Origin of the sequence: Fusibacter ferrireducens (genome assembly GCF_015352425.1) — a bacterium.
Taxonomy (GTDB): Bacteria; Bacillota; Clostridia; order Peptostreptococcales; family Acidaminobacteraceae; genus Fusibacter_A; species Fusibacter_A ferrireducens.
The window spans coordinates 222392-241539 of the sequence record NZ_JADKNH010000001.1 but is presented as its reverse complement, the minus strand read 5'-3'; the positions used below and the strand labels follow the sequence as shown (position 1 = coordinate 241539).

Here is a 19148-nt window from a genome sequence, read left to right as displayed (position 1 = left end):
ATTACGCCTCACATTCAACTGTATCCTCAGGTAATTCAAGAGATATTTTACCAATGATCCCTTTTCTAAATTCATCCAATACAATTCTAGCCACTTTTTCATAATCGACTTCATTTTTTTTAAGCAGACAACCTCTTTTGCGTCCAATCCACTCCATAATTTCAACGGCTTCGCTTTCATGCTCAAACTTATAACGCGTCCTCAATAAATCCGGATATTGAAGCATCAACATTTGAATGAGATGAAATGCAATGTCCTCTATATTCAAAATTTGATCCTTAATCGCACCGGAACAAGCAAGTTTTATCCCTTGTGAATCTTCTTCTATTTTGGGCCATAGAATACCTGGTGTATCAAACAGTTCAATTTCTTTATTAATGCGTATCCACTGTTTACCTCTCGTAACACCTGGTTTATTGCCTGTCACCGCAGCACTTTTGCCTGCCAATTTATTAATAAGCGATGATTTGCCCACATTGGGGATTCCAATAATCATAACGCGGATGGGCCTCGCAAGTCTGCCTTGATTTAGCGCTTTATCCGTTTGATCTTTGCACTCTATTTTGATCTCATTGACAAGCTGGGAGACACCTTGTCCACCAAGAGAATCAATGGGTATTGCTTTAATGCCTTGCTTCGCAAAGTACTCAACCCATAGTCTTGTCTTCTGTGGATCCGCCAAATCCGACTTATTGAGTGCAATCACGCGTTTTTTACCTTTTAAAAGCGTATCGAATTGTGGATTTCTGCTGCTAATTGGAATTCTAGCATCCATTAATTCAATGGCTACGTCTATTAATTTAAGATTGTTCTGAATCAAATCTTTTGTCTTTTTCATGTGTCCTGGGTACCAATTTATACTCATTTAATATTCCTCTCATAATCCATTTTCTATCCAAAGCCTTTAAAAAATACATCATTTTAATTATATCACAATTTCATTTACATTTACTCATCTTCTTGTCTCTATGCTGACGCTGTTTGAGCCCTCATCACAGCTTTTGGCTCAAGTCTTGCACACAACAACATTTGCGACATCTCCCGATGACTCAAAATAATTCTTGTTGTTTTAAAAAAAAAGAAACCCAACCAGTGAGTTTCTTCTCATTTATTACGCTTTATGCACTCTTTTCTCTTTGACTTTAGCTGCTTTACCAACTCTGTCTCTTAAGTAGTTCAGTCTAGCTCTTCTTACTCTACCTTCTCTTACAACTTCGATTTGTTCGATCTTAGGTGAATGTAAAGGTAAAGTTTTTTCAACGCCACAGCCATAAGAAATTTTTCTTACAGTGAAAGTTTCAGCAATTCCGCCACCTTGTCTCTTCATGACAATACCTTCAAAAATCTGAATTCTTTCTCTCTTACCTTCAACTACACGTAAATGAACTTTTACAGTATCTCCTACATTAAAGGGTGTGATGTCTTGTTTTAACTGCTCGTCTCCGAGTGTTTTAAGAATATTTTGATTCATTTTATTTCTCCCTTTCTCTCTAGACGTTCTTAAAAGCATACTCTTACAGAGGACCGTCCGATATACATAACAAGATGTATTATATCACTATAATCTCTTCTTTTCAACTCTTTTTTTCTTTTTTATAAAATTGTCTTTTAATGCTTGCTTTTGATCTTCAGACAAAAGTTCTGGTCTTCTTTCTGCAGTCAATTTTACGGATTCTCTATACCGCCATTTTTCGATTTCAGCATGATTACCTGAGAGCAACACACTTGGCACTTCATCACCATCCACCACTTGAGGTCTCGTATAATGCGGATATTCTAAAAGACCATTTGAAAAGCTTTCTTCCTCAGCAGATCCTTCATTATTTAACACACCACTCACCATACGACTCACACTATCAATCACCACCATAGCTGCGAGTTCACCACCTGTAAGCACGTAATCGCCTATAGAGATTTCTTCATCGACGTATCGATCAATAAAACGTTGATCCACGCCTTCATAATGACCGCAGACCAGTATCAATTCATCATATTTAGCCAATGAAACAACTTTCTCATGTTTCAAGGTTTCTCCCTTTGGCGTCAAATAGATCACTCTGCTGTTTGGCAATTGAGGTTTTGAATTGAGTGCATCTCTAAGCGGTTCCACTTTCATCACCATACCAGCTCCACCGCCAAAAGGCGCATCATCTACCTTATGATGCTTATCCTTAGAAAAGGCCCTTATATTGTCGCATTCAATCTTTATCTGTTGATTTGAAAGCGCTCTTCCCAGAATACTTGCTCCGGTGACTGCATCAAACATTTCAGGAAATAATGTCAATATTCGAAATTTCATTCTATCAACCCTTCTATAAGATGAACGACGATCTCCCGTTTATTAATATCAATTTGCTTTACAAATTCATCCACCACTGGTAGATAGAAAATATTTCCATTTGATTGCTTGATCACATAAACATCCTGAGCCGTATTTTGAAGCACATCTTCCAATATCCCAATATTTTCATGATTATCATCTACAATCGAACATCCAATAAGATCTACAATATAGTGTCCATCGCCATCATCATCGGCATCTTCTCTATAGATATACACATTCTTTTCTTTAAACCGCATAATTTCATTGATATCATTAAATGCTTTAAACTTTAAAAGGACCATATTTTTATGAACTCTTGAAGATGCTACTTCAAATTTCTGTTCACCTTCACCTTCAATTAATAAGTATTTAAATTCTTCAAATTTATATAAGTCATCTGTATAAGGATAAATTTTCACTTCACCTTTTATCCCATGTGAGTTCACAATTTTCCCCATATTGAATGTCGCCTTCATACGTTCCTCCGCATTTAATATATTCCTCATTTTGCCATTTAAAAAATTAAAGCTATTTCTAAGTGAGATCACGTTGAAATAGCTTTACGTATTAATTATTGAATAATCTCAACAACCACGCGTTTATTCTCTTTTGTAGCTGCCGCTTTAACCACAGTTCTGATGGCTTTTGCAATTCTGCCTTGCTTGCCAATCACTTTACCCATGTCATCTGCCGCAACTTTTAATTCGATTATAATAGACTGTGATCCTTCAATTTCTCTAACTTCTACGCTTTCTGGATTATCAACTAGTGAAGTCGCAATAACTTTTACTAATTCGCCCATTTAATCACCTCTAACTGTCTTCTAACCTTCTCAGAATAAGAACTCTTCGAAATTCAAATTACTTAGCGTCATAAACTCCGTGTTTTTTGAAAAGTGCTTTTACTGTATCAGTAGGTTGAGCGCCAGTGCCTAACCATTTGTTTGCTTTTTCAACGTCAAGTTTAACTTGGTCACCCTCTGCAACTAACGGATTAAAATATCCGATTTGTTCGATGAACTTACCATCTCTCGGTGCTCTTGAATCAGCTACAACAACTCTATAGAAAGGTTTCTTTTTAGAGCCCATTCTTGTCAATCTAATTTTTACTGCCATGTATTTCACCTCCTCGTTAATTTCTTATAAATGAAGCATTCACAATGCTTATTTAGCTCAATAAATCATCTTCGATAATCACTCTGAGATGTCTCAAAGTTTGTTTCAAACTGCTTTTACATGAACGGGAATTTGAATCCCCCGCCCCCTTTTTTCATTTTCTTCTCCATTTGTCCAAATTGCTTCATCATCTTTTTGGACTGTTCAAATTGTTTTAGGAGCTTGTTGACTTCAAAGACTTCCATACCGCAACCTTTTGCAATCCTTTTTTTACGGCTGGCATTGATGATATCTGGATTTTGTCTTTCTCCAGGTGTCATGGACTGAATAATGGCCTTTGTTCTCACTAAGTCTTTATCATTGACTTCAAGGCCCTTCATCGCTTTGTTGTTCATGCCTGGAAGCATGCCTAAAATATCGCTTAATGGTCCCATATTTTGAAGCTGTTCCAATTGATCTAAAAAGTCTTCAAGATCAAAAGTCATATTCTTCATCTTGCCTTCAAGCTTTTTGGCTTTTTCTTCATCAAAATTTTCTTGAGCTTTCTCAATCAGCGATAAGACATCACCCATGCCCAAGATTCTGCTTGCCATTCGGTCTGGATAAAACTCTTCCAAATCCGTCAGCTTTTCTCCCATACCAACGAACTTAATAGGTTTTCCTGTCACTGATCTTACAGAAAGCGCAGCACCACCTCTTGTATCGCCATCCAGTTTTGTTAAAATAACACCGTTAATTTCAAGTTGTGTATTAAAGTGTTCTGCAACATTCACAGCATCTTGACCTGTCATTGCATCCAGTACTAATAATATTTCCTTTGGATCAACAGCTGCCTTTATATCAATCAATTCTGCCATAAGGGTCTCATCAATGTGAAGTCGACCTGCAGTATCTAAAATTACAAGATCATTGTTATACTTCTTCGCGTGCTCAATACTTGCTTTTGCAATATCCACAGGAGAAACTTTATCCCCCATTGTAAATACGGGCAAATCCAACTTTTCTCCAACGACTTGCAACTGTTTTATCGCCGCTGGTCTATATATATCACAGGCCACAAGCAAAGGTCTTTTGCCTGCTTTTTTGAGTAAATGTCCTAACTTGCCACAAGTCGTTGTCTTACCAGCACCTTGAAGTCCTGCCATCATAAGAATTGTTGGCGATTGTGACGCGTACTCAATTTTACTTTGAGTTTTTCCCATCAAATTCGTCAACTCTTCGTTTACTATTTTAATAACTTGTTGTCCTGGTGTTAAACTCTTTAAAACATCTTCACCAATTGCTCTATCAGTGACTGTCTTAACAAAATCCTTTACAACCTTATAGTTTACATCGGCTTCAAGGAGAGCAAGCTTAACTTCTCTCATCGCTTCTTTTACATCTTTTTCATTCAGCTTGCCTTTACCGCGTAAGTTACTAAAGGCATTTTGCAATCTATCTGCTAAACTTTCAAATACCAATGTTACCTCCTATAAGTGATTCCACCTATTCGACTTGTCTTGTTGCTATTTGTAATATTTGATCAAGATAGACCTCATTGTGTTCGCTTTTATAAGCCTCAATAAGCTCTATAATCTCGTTGAAATCATTTTGTCTGGACATGAACCTTTCATAAAGTCCCAATTGTTTTTCTATTTTCTCAAGGGCTTTATCGGTTCTTTTAATAGTATCATGTACGGCTTGTCTACTGATTGAAAGATTTTCAGATATTTCACCAAGTGATAAATCCATATTGCAATAAAGATTCAGGATCTCATTTTGCTTATCCGTTAACATTTTGCCATAAAAATCATATAAATCCACTAAACGAAGCTTCTTCTCAAACATAACTACCTCACAAATTATAAAACAAATACGAATGGGTGTCAAGCATTTTTGCTTTACATTCAAAATTATTTTAGTTCAACAGTGCCTCTACAAAGTCATGTGCATCAAATCTTTGTAAGTCCTCAATCCCTTCACCAACACCTATGAGTTTTACAGGGATGTTAAGCTCTGAATTGATGGCAAGTACAACACCGCCTTTAGCGGTCCCATCTAATTTCGTCAAGACGATTCCAGATATTTCAGCAGCTTCGTTAAACACTTTAGCTTGTTGAACTGCATTTTGCCCCGTTGTTGCATCCAGTACAAGAAGTACTTCTTTTTTGGCTTCTGGATATTCTCGCTCTATCACTCTGAACACTTTGGCAAGTTCATTCATCAAATTGACTTTGTTGTGAAGTCTACCTGCTGTATCACAGATCAAGACATCTACTTTTCGCGCCTTTGCAGCTTGCACAGCATCAAATATAACCGCTGCAGGGTCTGAACCTTCAGATTGATGAATGACGCCAACACCTACTCTTTCACCCCAAATCATCAATTGATCTATCGCCGCCGCTCTAAATGTATCTCCCGCAGCAATAAGCACTTTCTTGCCTTCTGATTTAAGCGAGTGCGCAATTTTACCAATAGATGTCGTTTTTCCCACACCGTTGACACCAATGACCATAATGATGGTCGGCTCATCACCCACTGCAAAAGGCACATTGTTATTCTCATTCAGTATCATTTTCACGACATCTTTAAATACCGCTTTAATTTCACTTGAATCTTTAATCTTTCTAACTTTAAGCTCTTCTCTCAATTTTTCTATCAGTTTCATAGAAGTGCTCATACCAACATCTGCCATGATTAAAATTTCCTCTAATTCATCAAACAGTTCATCATCAATTTCGCCGTAGTTGTTAAAGAGATCATCAATTTTGTCCGTAATGCCTTTTCTAGTCTTATTTAAGCCCTCTTTCAATTTAGAAAAAAAAGATATTGCCATATTGCCTCCTATAAATTTTCAATTCATTTAAAATATTGGATTAAACACTAATTATATTTGCCTTCTACATCTTCAAGTTTCACACTGAGTACCTTGGATACCCCATATTCCTCCATAGTCACCCCATAGAGCGTATCAGCAACTTCCATTGTGCCCTTTCGATGTGTAATTACTACGAATTGAGAGTGCTCAGCATATACTTTGATAAAATCTGCAAACCTATAAACATTGACATCATCAAGTGCAGCTTCGATCTCATCCAAGATGCAAAACGGCGTCGGTTTCGTCTTTAAAATGGCAAAGAGCAACGCAATGGCCGTAAGGGCCTTTTCTCCACCAGATAGCAAATTGATGCTTTGAAGTTTTTTCCCAGGAGGTTGTGCAATAATATCAATATCGCAATTCAGAATATCATCATAATCGGATAAGATAAGTTCAGCATCACCACCATTAAAGAGATCTTTAAATGTGCCTTTAAAATGTTCATTTATGATTTCAAAGTGTGCCTTAAAGAGCACAATCATACGCTTTTCTAAATCCAAAATAATCTGATCTAAATGCTCAATACTTTCAACAAGATCTTTTCTTTGATTGGTTAGAAAAGTATAGCGTTCTGCCACTTCTTCATATTCCTTAATCGCATTGATATTTACACTTCCAATCAGCTTTAATTCCTGTTTTAATTGCTTCATTTCACCTTTTTGAACTGGAACCAACTCAGCCAATATTGCTTCACCGATTGTGATCTCATATTTATCCCACAACTCTGCTATAATCGTCTCTTTTTCAACTTCGAGTTTTGCCTGTTTGACTTCAAGTTTATGCGTTGCCTCTTTAATACTGTCAGACAATTCAATAACAGCTGCAATCTGAGACTGATGTGCTTTAACTTCATTGGAAAGTTGATACTTTTCCTTTTGCTTTGCCTCAATAGCCTGTGAAAGCGATTCAATCTCATGGTTAATGTGCTCTATGCTCTTTTGAATATCATCCACCTGCGCATAAAAAGTTTCTTTATACGTCTGCTGATTCACAAGATTTTCTTGACGCACCTTCTTCTTCTGCTCTATTGTCTTTAAGTCGTCATTGGCTCTAGCGAGTTCCCGATCTTTAAACTCAACCAATTGCTCTGTGGAAACTCTCTTAATTTTCAAAGCGGTTATTTGTTCATTTATAGCTTCTATTTTATGCTCTAGGTCACTAAGTGTCGCAATCACATCAGACAACTTGGATTCGAGCTCACCCACGCGTTCAGTTGCAGCTTCAATCTTGAGCTCATTCTGCACAATTGTAGCTTCCGTTTCATCCAATTCGGTTTTTAGAACATTCAAATCCTTTTGAAGTTTTAAAAGTGTTTCCGAAAGCGTTTGAATAACACCTTGTTGATTTTCTTTTGCATTCTCAAGCTTTATGTTGGATAACTTCAACTGATCTATTTCCTGTCGATTTGCTTTAAGTGCTTCATCTAAGTCTCGAATCAGTCCATCAAGTGCACTCAATTCTTGTTCTAACTTAACTTGCTCACCTTCGCCTTCAAATATTAGAGTTTCAAGTTCACCAATACGTCTTTTTCTACCCAGTATATTAGAAATCCTAGATTTAAAACTACCACCTGTGATCGTTCCAGATGGAATTAAAACATCTCCATTTAGAGTGATCACCTTATACTTTATATTTTTAATTTTGATCATTTCACTTGCAGTCTCAAAGGTATCCACAATCATGATTCTGCCCAGCAAATACGCCACGAGCACTTCATATTTTGCGTCATATCCAAGCAAATCGCTGGCCACGCCAATGAATCCCTTTGTCTTTTGAGCTTGTTTTAAAACTTCTCTTTGATTGCCTTTATCTTCTAAATTATCTAGCGGTAAGAACGTCACCCGTCCTAGATTATTTTTCCTGAGGTAATCAATGGAACGCTTTGCATCCGTAACACGGTCGCACACAATGTGTTGTACAGATTTTCCAAGGGCAACTTCAATGGCCGTTTCATATTTTTTAGGGACATCAATAAGCGTCGCAACAATACCATGAATGCCTGTTTTATCCGGCAAATTCAGCAATATGTCTTTGACACCTTTGTCGTAACCATCATATTCTTTCTCAAGTGTATCCAAAACCTTTTTCTCAGCTAGAGCATCCGTAACGCTCTTACTAACGCGTTCAAACTGTTTGCGCTTAGATAGCGACTGGTCCTTAAACGATTGAATGGACTTAAGATTTTCAGAAAGTTGCCGCTGTAACTGCTGTTGATTGAGTTTGAGCGCTTCTAACTGTTGATCGTAGTCTGCATGAAAAGCATCCGCCTCACGCTTCTGAGCATTCAGTCTCTCATTTTCATCATTTGAAAACTCAATTTTTTCTAAAAGAGATCGTTTAAACCGATTTAAATTCTCGTTTTCATTTTTTTTGATTTCAATCTCATTGAGAAGCCCTATGACCTCTTGCCGTTCACTTTCATTTGAAGTTTTAATATCTCCAAGAGCGCCTGTTTCAACTTCAAGGGTTTCGTTCAATTGATTAACTTGCGCATCAAAAGAACGAAGTTCCTCTAGGATCAAGGCCTTTTCGCTTTGTATCGTCCCAATCTGAGAATGTACCTTTTCAAACTCGCTTTCAACTTCGCTGAGTTCATCATCAATGCGTTTAATATTGGACTCTGCATTGCTGATTTTTTCTTCAATCAATTCCTTTTCACCAAGCGTTCGGCTCTTCTGATTCTGTAAATTGTGAAAAGTTTCCTCATTTAGACGAATTTCGCGATTCAGTCTATAGAGCACTTGATCCTTCTGATTATAGGCCTCTCTAATGGTATCAGCATTTACTTCATTTGCCTTTATCTTGTCTGTATTACTTCTGATCTCATTGATTGTCTCTATTAAAATCTTTTCACATTCACCATATCGATTGGCAAAATAATTGAGCTCTATATTTTTTAAGGTCTCTGTCACTTCGAGAAATCGGGTTGCACGTTCACTTTCAAGTTTTAACGGTTCCACTCGATCTTCAATTTCAGAGAGAATATCCTGAATTCTGACTAAATTCTCATGAGTTGCTTTGAGTTTTCGTTCAGATTCTTCTTTCCTCGATTTGTATTTGATAATACCAGCAGCCTCTTCGAACAACATTCTACGCTCATCTTTATTGCTGCTTAGAATTTCATCAATTCGGCCTTGCCCAATGATAGAATATCCCTCTCTGCCAATTCCTGTATCCATAAAAAGCTCTCTGATATCTTTTAATCGACAAGGCATGCCATTAATCTGATACTCGCTTTCTCCCGAACGATGTACACGTCTGGTAACAGAAATTTCATTGTATTCAAGCGGAAAAAAGTGGTCAACATTATCAAACACAAGTTTCACCTCAGCAAGCCCTAAGGATTTTCTGTGTTTTGTACCATTGAAAATCACATCTTCCATCTTCGAACCGCGAAGTGTTTTAATCCGTTGTTCACCTAAAACCCATCTTACAGCATCCGTGATATTGCTTTTACCACTGCCATTTGGTCCCACAACACAAGTTACACCTTGCTTAAATTCAACAACTGTCTTATCTGCAAAGGATTTAAATCCTCTCATTTCAATACATTTTAAATACACAATTCCACCCCAACTATTACTTCATTACGGATATTATCTGACGATTATTTAACTTAAAAGTATTCAACTCAATTTGATTGGACTGAATAATCATCACATTTTTCAAACCTTTACAACGTTTCAAATTGCGTTTAGCATGTCCCAAAATATGTGTCACTTGTTTGGGGTTAACTTGTATTTCAAGCGTTTTAAAGTCGGCCATTTCTACATTTTCCTGCAAATAAGGTTTTAAAGCTTCAAAAAAAAGCCAATCGTATACCAATTCTTTTAATGCAGGATGAAAAGGACCCGCAACAACTTCTTTCCCCTCATCTATGAGATCAGTCCTTTGAAGTCCCAATCTTATAATTGGAATGCCAACCTCTTGATATCTTTTCACAGCTTTCGCCATGGCTACAATCGTGTCCTCCAGAGTCACAGGCACATATGTTTTCATCAAGTAAGACTGCTCTAGCGCTGTATTTTTAATCACTAAAACAGGATAGAGCCTTATGCAGTCAGCCTTTAGGCGGATGCTTTCTTCGACAGAAAAAAAGAACTTTTCAAAATTATCTCTCGGAAGCCCATACATCAACTGAATTCCAAGTTCAAATCCATAGTCCTTGATCAAACTTGCCGCTTTATAAATTGACGCCACACTGTGGCCTCGCTTACTAGCCTTTAAAACACTTCTATCAAAAGACTGTACGCCGAGTTCAATGGTTGTAACGCCGTATTTCTTTAGACGCAACAGAATTTCATCATCTATATAATCAGGTCGTGTAGACAATCTAATATTGTGGACACGACCGTTCATTTTGTATTGAGAGGCAATTTCTAAATAGGCCTCCTGAATATGAGCCTCAATCCCAGTAAAACTACCCCCAAAAAAAGCAATCTCAACAACATCGGCTTTTATCGTCTCTAGATAACTTTCAATTTGCCTTGTAAGGCTGTTACTTGTAGGCGCCACATCAACACCTGTAATCTGTCTTTGATTACAGAAGACACAATCATTCGGACATCCCATGTGAGATACAAAAATAGGGATAATCGCATGTTTAAGACACATCAGTTGCCAACTTCTTCAAACCCTCTTTTGCCGCTTCTTGTTCGGATTCTTTTTTACTGCGTCCTTTGCCCACACCGATGATCTCATCATTTAGTTTCACATGTGTATAAAATGATTTCGAGTGATCAGGACCCTCTTCTTTAAAAATTTCATATTTGATGCGATTGCCTTTTTTGATTTGAATAACTTCTTGCAATCTCGTTTTATAGTCAATGAATAATTTGCCATGTATTGCATCCGTAATAATTGGTTCCATGTGCCTCAGTACGAATTCTTTGACGACTTCCACACCACCATCTAAATAAAGTGCTGCAACAAGTGCTTCAAATGCATCTGATAGAATAGAAGTTCTCTCTCGACCACCTGTAAGTTCTTCGCCTCTCCCAAACAGCATAAAATTCCCCATATCCAGTGCTCTAGCTGCCTTTCCAAGAGAAGCTTCACACACAATGCGCGCTCTTACTTTTGTGAGTTGTCCTTCTGCTAAATTTGGAAAATGGTTATACAAGTACTCGCTTATGACAAGTCCCAATACAGAGTCTCCTAAGAATTCCAATCTTTCATTGTTTTTTAAACGTTCCTTTTTGTTTTCATTTGCATAGGACGAATGCGTTATAGCTCTTCTTAAGTAAGCAATCTCCTTAAACTCGTATCCGATCCGCTTTTCTAAAATTTTTATACTTTCCATCATCTCACCCTTTCATGAAAGGGCATTTAAATATACTATGACAAAATCTACATATACGGTGATAATATATTTAAACAACCTTTTTAGTTTACATGCCTCCAATCATTTTATAATTTTAAACTATAAAATTCAATATGTGCAGCAAAAGTAATATATTAAAATTAAAAGACGCTGTTTTTTCAAAACCCGCGTCTTCATCTTTTGAGTGCACACCCAATTACTCATTCTCTTCTTCATTTTCAACTGGTGCTTCAAAGGCAGGCATAGTCTTAATCTTTTCCGTAATCTCCGCAACAAGGTTGGACTCGACACCAATATATGCATATTTAATAGCATTCATAAAGGCCTTTGCATTGGATGAACCATGCGCCTTAACCACTAAGCCATTGACACCCAAAAGGGGTGCTCCACCATATTCTGAGTAATCCAACTGTTTTTTGAAATCACCTAAATTGCGCTTCAAAAGCAGGCCTGCAATTTTCCCAATTGAATTCTTCACGATTTGATTTTTAAGTTCTTTAACAATTGAAAGCGACACGCCTTCTGTTAGCTTGAGAATGATGTTGCCTGTAAACCCATCTGCCACAATGACGTCCACTTTACCTGAAGGCACATCCCTACCTTCAACATTGCCGACGAAATTCAAATCCGTTTCTTTGAGCATCTGATAAGTCTCAATGTAAAGCGGTGTCCCTTTAGTCTCTTCGGCGCCAATGTTTACCAAAGCCACTTTTGGATTGTTGATACCGATTACACGCTCAGCGTACAAGCTGCCCATATAAGCAAATTCAAGCAAATTTCTAGATTTACACTCCGCATTTGCACCTGCATCCACAAGGACCGAAGCACCTGACATGGTTGGATATATCGTACAAAGAGCTGGTCTGCTAATGCCTTTTATTCTCCCCACCTTCAACAAACTGCCTGCAAGCAAAGCACCGGTATTTCCAGCAGAAACAAAGGCATCTACCTCACGTTTTCTGAGCGCCTTCATACCGACTACCATGGAAGAATCACTCTTGCGTTTAATAGCCTTTACAGGTTTGTCATCATTTTCGATTACTTCTGTGGTGCCCACAACGGAAATACGTTTCTGATCATATTTATATTGACTCAGTTCTTTATTGATCTTGAGTTCATCACCGAAAAGAACGATCTCTCCTTCGATTAAAGACAATGCATCAACAGCACCTTTTACAGTTTCCACAGGCGCATGATCGCCGCCCATGGCATCAAATCCAATTTTCATATGTCACCTCTTTTTGACGAATTGCACTCAAAGTTTTCGCGAAAACACTGTCTTCACTTCAAGCGCTTTCGGATACTTTTTGTCCTGCGGACAAAACCACTCCGTTCATCGTGATTTTCGCTTCGCGAAAACACTGTCTTCACTTCAAGCGCTTTCGGATACTTTTTGTCCTGCGGACAAAACCACTGCGTTCATCGTGATTTTCGCTTCGCGAAAACACTGTCTTCACTTCAAGCACTTCCGGATACTTTTTGTCCTGCGGACAAAACCACTGCGTTCATCGTGATTTTCGCTTCGCGAAAACACTGTCTTCACTTCGTTAGTTTAACTAAAAAAGGCAATAGGATAGCCCTATTGCCTAGTTGAAAGATTAAGCTTGTTTTGCATCTCTTCCATGATAATATCCACATTCTGCACATTCTCTATGTGGCACATTAGCTGCTTTACATTTTGGACATTCCACAATGTTCGGAGCAGTCATTTTAATGTTACTAGCTCTACGCTTATCTCTTCTCGCTTTAGATATCTTACGCTTAGGTACTGCCATATCTTAACACCTCCTTAATCTAAGTGAATAAATTCTTTAGTGCTTCTAGTCTTGGATCAATTTTTTCATCATCACACGTACAGCTCCCCGTGTTCAGGTCAGTTCCACATTGAGGACAAATCCCCTTACAACCTTCACTACAGAGAATTTGTAACGGCAAATTTAACAATATATCTTCCTCTAAAATTGGGATCAGGTCAATGGCGCCACTTTCTATAACGGCAAATTGATCATCCTCGTCTTCAGAAAATTGTTCCATTAACTCCCTTGTCACACAACTCGAGAGGTTCAATTTGACTTCAGCTAAACATCTATGACACTCAAATGAAATTACACCCTTATAATCGAAGGTAAGCATCAATCTCTTCTCTATTTTCTTAACGCTACCCGTCATAGAAAACATCGAAGCCTCAATGGCATTGATTTCCTTTAAAAACTCATCTGTCAATGTCAAATCAAACTGAAAATCAGCGACTGATTTGAGTCCGTTTACTACCTTGGATAAATCTAGGTTCATACGATCACCTCTTTAATGCAACATTAATATTATAATTATTACTAAGAGGTTTGTCAAGTAAAACTACTTAACTAATTCTAAAGTATCTCTTGCAATCATTAGTTCTTCATTTGTAGGTACTACCATGATCTTAACTCTCGAATCATCTGTACTCACAACCGTTTCTTTCCCTCTTACTTTGTTTTTTTCTGGATCTAATACAGCACCCATAAACTCAAGGTTTTTACAAATTTCTTTACGACTGTCAATACCATTTTCACCTAAACCTGCTGTAAATACAATCGCATCAACACCACCCAATACAGAAGCATATGCCGCAATGTATTTTCTAACGTTTAAGTGGTAGATGTCAAGTGCTAAAACAGCTCTTTCATTACCTTCTTTTGCTGCATCTTCAATATCTCTAAAGTCACTTGATACCCCAGAAATACCTAAAACACCAGATTTTTTATTCATAATATTATTCATTTCATCTAATGTAAGATCTTCCTTCCCCATGATATAGGTGACAATCTGAGGATCTATATCACCACATCTAGTGCCCATTACAAGACCTTCAAGTGGTGTAAATCCCATAGAAGTATCGATGGATTTACCACCGTCAATAGCTGCAAGAGATGCGCCATTGCCAAGGTGGCAAGTGATAATTTTTAAATCTTCTATATTCTTATCAAGAATCTCTGCTGTTCTTTGAGAAACATATCTGTGGCTTGTTCCATGGAAACCATATCGTCTCACATGATCTCTTTCATAATACTCGTATGGCAATGCATAAACATAAGAACTTTGAGGCATTGTTTGATGGAATGCAGTATCAAAAACGCCAACATTAGGAACTCCTGGAAGCAATTCTTGCATAGCACTAACCCCCATGATATTTGGCGGATTGTGAAGCGGTGCAAGTTCAATACATTCTTCGAGTGCAGCCATTACAGCATCTGTAATGACAACAGAACCGCTGAATTTTTCACCTGCATGAACAACTCTGTGGCCAATAGCATTGATTTCATCAAGCGATTGGATTGCACCATACTCTGCATGAGTAATCGCTTCTAATACATGACCCAATGCCTCTTTGTGATCTTTCATAGGTACTTCAATTTTTTCCTTACCACCAGTAGGACCTTCATGTGTCAATTTCGAGCCCTCGATACCAATTCTTTCCACAAGCCCTTTTGCAAGAACACTTTCATCTTTCATATTGAATAATTGGTACTTTAAAGATGAACTACCACAGTTAATGACTAATACATTCATTATAAATTGCCTCCCTTTGATATATAAAGATTCTTTTTTTAAATCTTAGTGATTTTGGTCATACATTTATATTATAATGTAATTAATCGAATTTTCAACCCTAATGGAGGATATTGATGAAAATAATTGCCATAATCGCCGAGTATAATCCTTTTCATAATGGACACATGTATCAATTACAAAAATCCGTACAAGAAACAGGTGCAAATGGCGTAATTGCCATCATGAGTGGCAATTTTGTTCAAAGAGGGCACCCAGCTTTTTGGGATAAGTGGACGCGCACCGAATTGGCACTTGCAGCAGGTGTAAATCTCATCATTGAATTACCCGTTTTTTTTGCTACTGCCAGCGCTGAACAGTTTGGTTTTGGCGCAATAAAGCTCTTAAACGATACCCATGTTGTCAGCCAATTGTGTTTTGGAACCGAAAATACGGATCAACATGCATTCGATAAAATTGCAAGTATTCTTGCAAATGAACCCCCTGAATTTAAACAAGCATTGGCCTCTGCACTTGCTCAAGGTCTCTCATTTCCAGCAGCACGCGAAAAGGCATTGAAAGCAATTTTAGATATAGATACCATACCCAACACCTCAAATAGCATACTTGGATTGGAGTACTTCAAAGCAATAAAAAAATTAAACAGTCCCATTGAACCGCATTTGACTAAACGTGTTGGTTCCGGTTATAATGATGAAAAACTCAACATTGGTTTTTCCAGTGCAACTGCCATCAGGAAGGCTTACTTTGACGCTCTAAAAAAACAGGAGTCGTTTGATTTCGGCGACGTGTTGCCTCAAAATTGTAACGATTATTTGCGCCAAGTACAGCCTGCAGCACTTTCTGTTGAACATTTTCAAGATATTTTGCTTTATAAATTAAGAAGTTCATCCACATTAGAGCTTTCAAAATTTAGGGAAGTTACTGAAGGCCTTGAATACAAGATTAAGGCGCACGCCCTAAAGGCACGCACTTACAATGAATTGATCGAGGGTTTAAAATCTAAACGCTATACGGCGACAAAGATCTCACGAATGCTTAACAATATACTGCTCAATATTCCAAAAGATTTTGATGGAACAAAACATTTAAATTACTTAAGAGTTTTAGGCTTTGATCCAACCGGTCAAAAAATCTTAAAGATGATAAAAGACAATTCGGAACTCAACCTCATCACAAATTTAAATCATATTCCGTATTCACTCAAAGAAAACCCTCTATTATCAATGGATTGTCTTGCCACAGATGTGTATGCACTGGGCTATAAAAGCACACCTGATAGACAGGGTGCAAAAGATCTCACAAAATCAATTATTATCAGGAGGCCATGATGAAAAAAGTCTTAGACAAGGGATATGTCAGATTGGTTGATACCATGGGAAGCGACTTAAGCGTTGTCAACTCAGCACGTGTCAGCTTTAATAAAGCAACTGAATCGTTGCGCGATGAAGACAAAAAACTCATTAAATACCTTGCAAAAAATGATCATACAAGTCCTTTTAGGCATGCAACCATGCAATTTGAAATCTACGCCCCCTTAATGGTGGCACGCCAATGGTGGAAATACATCATAGGGTCTTCACACCAAGATCCCTTTACTGCATGGAACGAATCCAGCAGGAGATACGTCACAGAAGCCATTGAATTCTATATTCCAGAAGAAAATGCATGGCGTAGCAAGCCAGAAAATATGAAACAGGGCAGTGGTGATAATCTCGGCATTGAGATTGGCAAAGAAGCCACAAAAAAATTATTGTGCCAAATTGAGGCGGGCATGAAAAATTACGACTGGGCTATTGAAAATGGCATTGCCACCGAACAGGCTAGACTCTTTATACCAAGTGCATACGGGTTAATGGTGCGTTGGTACTGGACTACAAGCCTCCAAGGTGTTGCCCATTTTCTAAATCAGAGAACGGATGATCATGCACAATTTGAAATAAGAGCATATGCTGAAGCCGTCAAATCCTTTGCTATTGACAAATTCCCAATTGCTATTGAAGCATTGCTCATATAGTAGAAAATAATTAAAAATAAACTGCTCATAACTTTCTTTTGATAAGTACCATCCTATTTCAGTGGATTTATCAAAGCCGTTATGAGCAGTATTTTATTGCAACATTTTTTTCATTTTTTACCGAATTGAATTACATCCTGTAGAGTCTACATTGATTTCGTCCACCCAGTTTACCTTCATAGAGTGCTTTATCGGCATTTGCAATGGCAGTATCTAGTGTTATTTTATCATTGTAAGCACAAATGCCAATGGTTATTGTGATGGGCGAATGAATAATGATGTTATACTTTGATGCAATAGATTCCCTTATTGTATTGGCGGATCGCAATGCCTTAATCGAGTCAGAGCCATAGAGCACAATCATGAACTCTTCGCCTCCCCATCTGCCAACAAATCCAATACCTTCAAGCGCTTTTGTCAATCTCCGCGATAGGTCTTGTAAAATGATATCTCCCTTGTCATGCCCATAAGTATCATTTACAATTTTAAACTTATCTATATCTGCTATGGCAACAAAAAAATCTTGTTTTTCTTGAACTAAGGCTTCAATCTTTTGAATCATCAAACGCCTATTGGGTAATTTTGTCAGGTAATCCGTCTTGGACATTAAATCCATTTCTGCCAATGCTTCTCTTAAATCCCTAGTTCTGTTCTCAACAATATTTTCGAGATTTGCATTGACATGCTTCATCTCTAAAAGAAGCGCTTCTTTTTCGCCTGATAATTTTTCAACGCTTGCAAAAGCATTAGAAAACTTAGCTGAAAGCGTATAGGCCTGAGTCATAATAAACACCGTTAATCCAAGTGGGATCATAGAAGCTCTATTCGCAAGTGTGGTCTCATATATAAAATCATTTAAAAAAGTAAAAACAATACATACAAAACCCAACAGAACCCATCCAGCAAAGTGAGTGCCTCTTTTCTTCCCTTCGATTAATACAAATATGGCATAACCCATCAGGGTAAATTCTACAACTGCATAAGGCACAATCCATATCGAAAGCAGTTTATATGAGGCAACAGCAGCAACAACAATGGATATAATTGTAAAATACAGACTTACTTTTATGAAAATTTTAGGGAAAAGCGCCTCAAAAGTGACATACAAAAAAGCACTCAATGCCAGAACCCCTAAAAAAACAGTCATATAGGCAACTCTAAAATAAATTGAAAAACTAAGAGGTAATAACGTTGGCAAAACTCTAGAACCCACAATCAGCATACGCAGTCCAAACATTAAACAAAATATACCGAAAAACAAGGGGCCCTGATCTTTTTTACGAATCACCGAGAGTCCAATGTGATAAAGTCCCATGGTAAGAAGCATTCCAAACAGGAATAAATCCCTACCAAAACCCAATTTGACGCTTTGTGTAATTTGATCAGCAAAGCCAATTTGAGGTGGCGTTATCGCACAATCTTCAAAATAAAAATCCGACGTGTGATATATCAACTCAACTCTATTGTCTTTAACTGAAAAATAGCTATCTAAGGGTTTATAATAAGGCAAAGAACTCTCTCTGTCTTTCCCAACATTCCCCACTTCACCCATATAAATGTCGTTGACGTAAAGCTTATAGGCACTGAGGACAATATCACTTCTCAAGCCATATATTTGACTGTTCTCTGGGAGATCAATCACAAGCCTCATAGTCCCATAAAACCGATTATTAACAAATGGTTTAACCGCATTCATCGTATTGGCATTACTCGGCAAAACGATATACTGCGCTCTTGACATCGTATCGCTATCAAAATCAGAAGCCTCTAAAAACTCATTAAAATAAAAAGCCCATTCACCTGCAAGCGAAACCACACCATCTTTTTCAAAAGACCAGTCCCTTAAATCAAGATAGCCTTTCACAGGCATAGGTGGTGTCACCCGATCATTTGTATTTACATAATAAGCCAACATTAAAACAACAATTGTAATTGCTACTGCAAAACCCCGTATGCTCTTCATT

Annotated in this window: 19 protein-coding genes; 2 read left to right on the top strand and 17 right to left on the bottom strand. The window is 37.6% G+C overall.

Going from position 1 to position 19148, the window contains the following annotated elements:
* Position 1: 1 nt before the first annotated feature.
* From ylqF to ISU02_RS01125, 16 genes are all read right to left on the bottom strand, one after another.
* Positions 2-865, bottom strand: a complete 864-nt coding sequence (gene ylqF, locus ISU02_RS01200; protein ID WP_194699953.1) for a ribosome biogenesis GTPase YlqF — start codon at positions 863-865, stop codon at positions 2-4.
* 246 nt (positions 866-1111) lie between these two features.
* Positions 1112-1471, bottom strand: coding sequence for a 50S ribosomal protein L19 (rplS, locus tag ISU02_RS01195; protein WP_194699952.1), 360 nt, complete (start codon positions 1469-1471; stop codon positions 1112-1114).
* An 87-nt stretch (positions 1472-1558) separates the two neighbouring features.
* The gene (trmD, locus tag ISU02_RS01190) at positions 1559-2299 is read right to left on the bottom strand and encodes a tRNA (guanosine(37)-N1)-methyltransferase TrmD (RefSeq protein WP_194699951.1); all 741 of its coding nucleotides are present in this window, start codon (positions 2297-2299) and stop codon (positions 1559-1561) included.
* Positions 2296-2799, bottom strand: coding sequence for a ribosome maturation factor RimM (gene rimM / locus ISU02_RS01185; protein ID WP_194699950.1), 504 nt, complete (start codon positions 2797-2799; stop codon positions 2296-2298). The genes trmD and rimM overlap by 4 nt, the downstream gene beginning before the upstream one ends.
* Positions 2800-2894: 95 nt before the next feature.
* Complete coding sequence (locus ISU02_RS01180) at positions 2895-3125, bottom strand: KH domain-containing protein (RefSeq protein WP_069875563.1); 231 nt, start codon at positions 3123-3125, stop codon at positions 2895-2897.
* 58 nt (positions 3126-3183) lie between these two features.
* The gene (gene rpsP / locus ISU02_RS01175; protein ID WP_194699949.1) at positions 3184-3438 is read right to left on the bottom strand and encodes a 30S ribosomal protein S16; all 255 of its coding nucleotides are present in this window, start codon (positions 3436-3438) and stop codon (positions 3184-3186) included.
* Positions 3439-3554: 116 nt separating this feature from the next.
* The gene (gene ffh / locus ISU02_RS01170; RefSeq protein WP_194699948.1) at positions 3555-4898 is read right to left on the bottom strand and encodes a signal recognition particle protein; all 1344 of its coding nucleotides are present in this window, start codon (positions 4896-4898) and stop codon (positions 3555-3557) included.
* Positions 4899-4923: 25 nt separating this feature from the next.
* Positions 4924-5265, bottom strand: coding sequence for a YlxM family DNA-binding protein (gene ylxM, locus ISU02_RS01165; protein WP_194699947.1), 342 nt, complete (start codon positions 5263-5265; stop codon positions 4924-4926).
* A gap of 70 nt (positions 5266-5335) precedes the next feature.
* Positions 5336-6253, bottom strand: a complete 918-nt coding sequence (ftsY, locus tag ISU02_RS01160) for a signal recognition particle-docking protein FtsY (RefSeq protein ID WP_207736136.1) — start codon at positions 6251-6253, stop codon at positions 5336-5338.
* A 47-nt stretch (positions 6254-6300) separates the two neighbouring features.
* Positions 6301-9858, bottom strand: a complete 3558-nt coding sequence (gene smc / locus ISU02_RS01155) for a chromosome segregation protein SMC (RefSeq protein ID WP_207736135.1) — start codon at positions 9856-9858, stop codon at positions 6301-6303.
* Between the two features lie 16 nt (positions 9859-9874).
* Positions 9875-10909, bottom strand: a complete 1035-nt coding sequence (locus ISU02_RS01150) for an elongator complex protein 3 (RefSeq protein WP_194699945.1) — start codon at positions 10907-10909, stop codon at positions 9875-9877.
* The gene (gene rnc / locus ISU02_RS01145; RefSeq protein ID WP_228727694.1) at positions 10899-11597 is read right to left on the bottom strand and encodes a ribonuclease III; all 699 of its coding nucleotides are present in this window, start codon (positions 11595-11597) and stop codon (positions 10899-10901) included. Before rnc ends, ISU02_RS01150 begins: the two co-directional genes overlap by 11 nt.
* Positions 11598-11814: 217 nt before the next feature.
* Positions 11815-12846 (bottom strand): phosphate acyltransferase PlsX, encoded by a 1032-nt coding sequence (plsX, locus tag ISU02_RS01140; protein ID WP_194699943.1) that lies wholly within the window; start codon positions 12844-12846, stop codon positions 11815-11817.
* Between the two features lie 370 nt (positions 12847-13216).
* Complete coding sequence (rpmF, locus tag ISU02_RS01135) at positions 13217-13393, bottom strand: 50S ribosomal protein L32 (RefSeq protein ID WP_069875554.1); 177 nt, start codon at positions 13391-13393, stop codon at positions 13217-13219.
* A 19-nt stretch (positions 13394-13412) separates the two neighbouring features.
* On the bottom strand, positions 13413-13910 hold the full coding sequence (locus tag ISU02_RS01130; protein ID WP_194699942.1) for a YceD family protein: 498 nt from the start codon (positions 13908-13910) through the stop codon (positions 13413-13415).
* A 63-nt stretch (positions 13911-13973) separates the two neighbouring features.
* Positions 13974-15167: an acetate/propionate family kinase gene (locus ISU02_RS01125; protein ID WP_194699941.1), complete on the bottom strand. Its 1194-nt coding sequence runs from the start codon at positions 15165-15167 to the stop codon at positions 13974-13976.
* 116 nt (positions 15168-15283) lie between these two features.
* Between ISU02_RS01125 and ISU02_RS01120 the strand changes: the two genes are divergently transcribed.
* Both ISU02_RS01120 and thyX read left to right on the top strand, forming a co-directional pair.
* Entirely contained in the window at positions 15284-16498 is a 1215-nt protein-coding gene (locus ISU02_RS01120) for a nucleotidyltransferase (RefSeq protein WP_194699940.1), read from the top strand.
* On the top strand, positions 16498-17184 hold the full coding sequence (gene thyX, locus ISU02_RS01115; protein WP_228727693.1) for an FAD-dependent thymidylate synthase: 687 nt from the start codon (positions 16498-16500) through the stop codon (positions 17182-17184). Before ISU02_RS01120 ends, thyX begins: the two co-directional genes overlap by 1 nt.
* Positions 17185-17314: 130 nt before the next feature.
* Here the strand turns inward: thyX and ISU02_RS01110 are convergent, their stop codons facing one another.
* The gene (locus ISU02_RS01110; RefSeq protein ID WP_194699938.1) at positions 17315-19147 is read right to left on the bottom strand and encodes a diguanylate cyclase; all 1833 of its coding nucleotides are present in this window, start codon (positions 19145-19147) and stop codon (positions 17315-17317) included.
* Position 19148: the final 1 nt, after the last annotated feature.

Excerpts from the sequence above, each read along its gene's own strand:
- ISU02_RS01130 (WP_194699942.1), bottom strand. The coding sequence starts at position 13,910 with ATGAACCTAGATTTATCCAAGGTAGTAAACGGACTCAAATCAGTCGCT.
- ylxM (WP_194699947.1), bottom strand. The coding sequence starts at position 5,265 with ATGTTTGAGAAGAAGCTTCGTTTAGTGGATTTATATGATTTTTATGGC.
- rnc (WP_228727694.1), bottom strand. The coding sequence starts at position 11,597 with ATGGAAAGTATAAAAATTTTAGAAAAGCGGATCGGATACGAGTTTAAG.
- ISU02_RS01180 (WP_069875563.1), bottom strand. The coding sequence starts at position 3,125 with ATGGGCGAATTAGTAAAAGTTATTGCGACTTCACTAGTTGATAATCCA.
- rplS (WP_194699952.1), bottom strand. The coding sequence starts at position 1,471 with ATGAATCAAAATATTCTTAAAACACTCGGAGACGAGCAGTTAAAACAA.
- ftsY (WP_207736136.1), bottom strand. The coding sequence starts at position 6,253 with ATGGCAATATCTTTTTTTTCTAAATTGAAAGAGGGCTTAAATAAGACT.
- rpsP (WP_194699949.1), bottom strand. The coding sequence starts at position 3,438 with ATGGCAGTAAAAATTAGATTGACAAGAATGGGCTCTAAAAAGAAACCT.
- ISU02_RS01120 (WP_194699940.1), top strand. The coding sequence starts at position 15,284 with ATGAAAATAATTGCCATAATCGCCGAGTATAATCCTTTTCATAATGGA.
- ISU02_RS01150 (WP_194699945.1), bottom strand. The coding sequence starts at position 10,909 with ATGTGTCTTAAACATGCGATTATCCCTATTTTTGTATCTCACATGGGA.
- thyX (WP_228727693.1), top strand. The coding sequence starts at position 16,498 with ATGAAAAAAGTCTTAGACAAGGGATATGTCAGATTGGTTGATACCATG.
- plsX (WP_194699943.1), bottom strand. The coding sequence starts at position 12,846 with ATGAAAATTGGATTTGATGCCATGGGCGGCGATCATGCGCCTGTGGAA.
- rimM (WP_194699950.1), bottom strand. The coding sequence starts at position 2,799 with ATGAAGGCGACATTCAATATGGGGAAAATTGTGAACTCACATGGGATA.
- ylqF (WP_194699953.1), bottom strand. The coding sequence starts at position 865 with ATGAGTATAAATTGGTACCCAGGACACATGAAAAAGACAAAAGATTTG.
- trmD (WP_194699951.1), bottom strand. The coding sequence starts at position 2,299 with ATGAAATTTCGAATATTGACATTATTTCCTGAAATGTTTGATGCAGTC.
- rpmF (WP_069875554.1), bottom strand. The coding sequence starts at position 13,393 with ATGGCAGTACCTAAGCGTAAGATATCTAAAGCGAGAAGAGATAAGCGT.
- ISU02_RS01125 (WP_194699941.1), bottom strand. The coding sequence starts at position 15,167 with ATGAATGTATTAGTCATTAACTGTGGTAGTTCATCTTTAAAGTACCAA.
- ISU02_RS01110 (WP_194699938.1), bottom strand. The coding sequence starts at position 19,147 with ATGAAGAGCATACGGGGTTTTGCAGTAGCAATTACAATTGTTGTTTTA.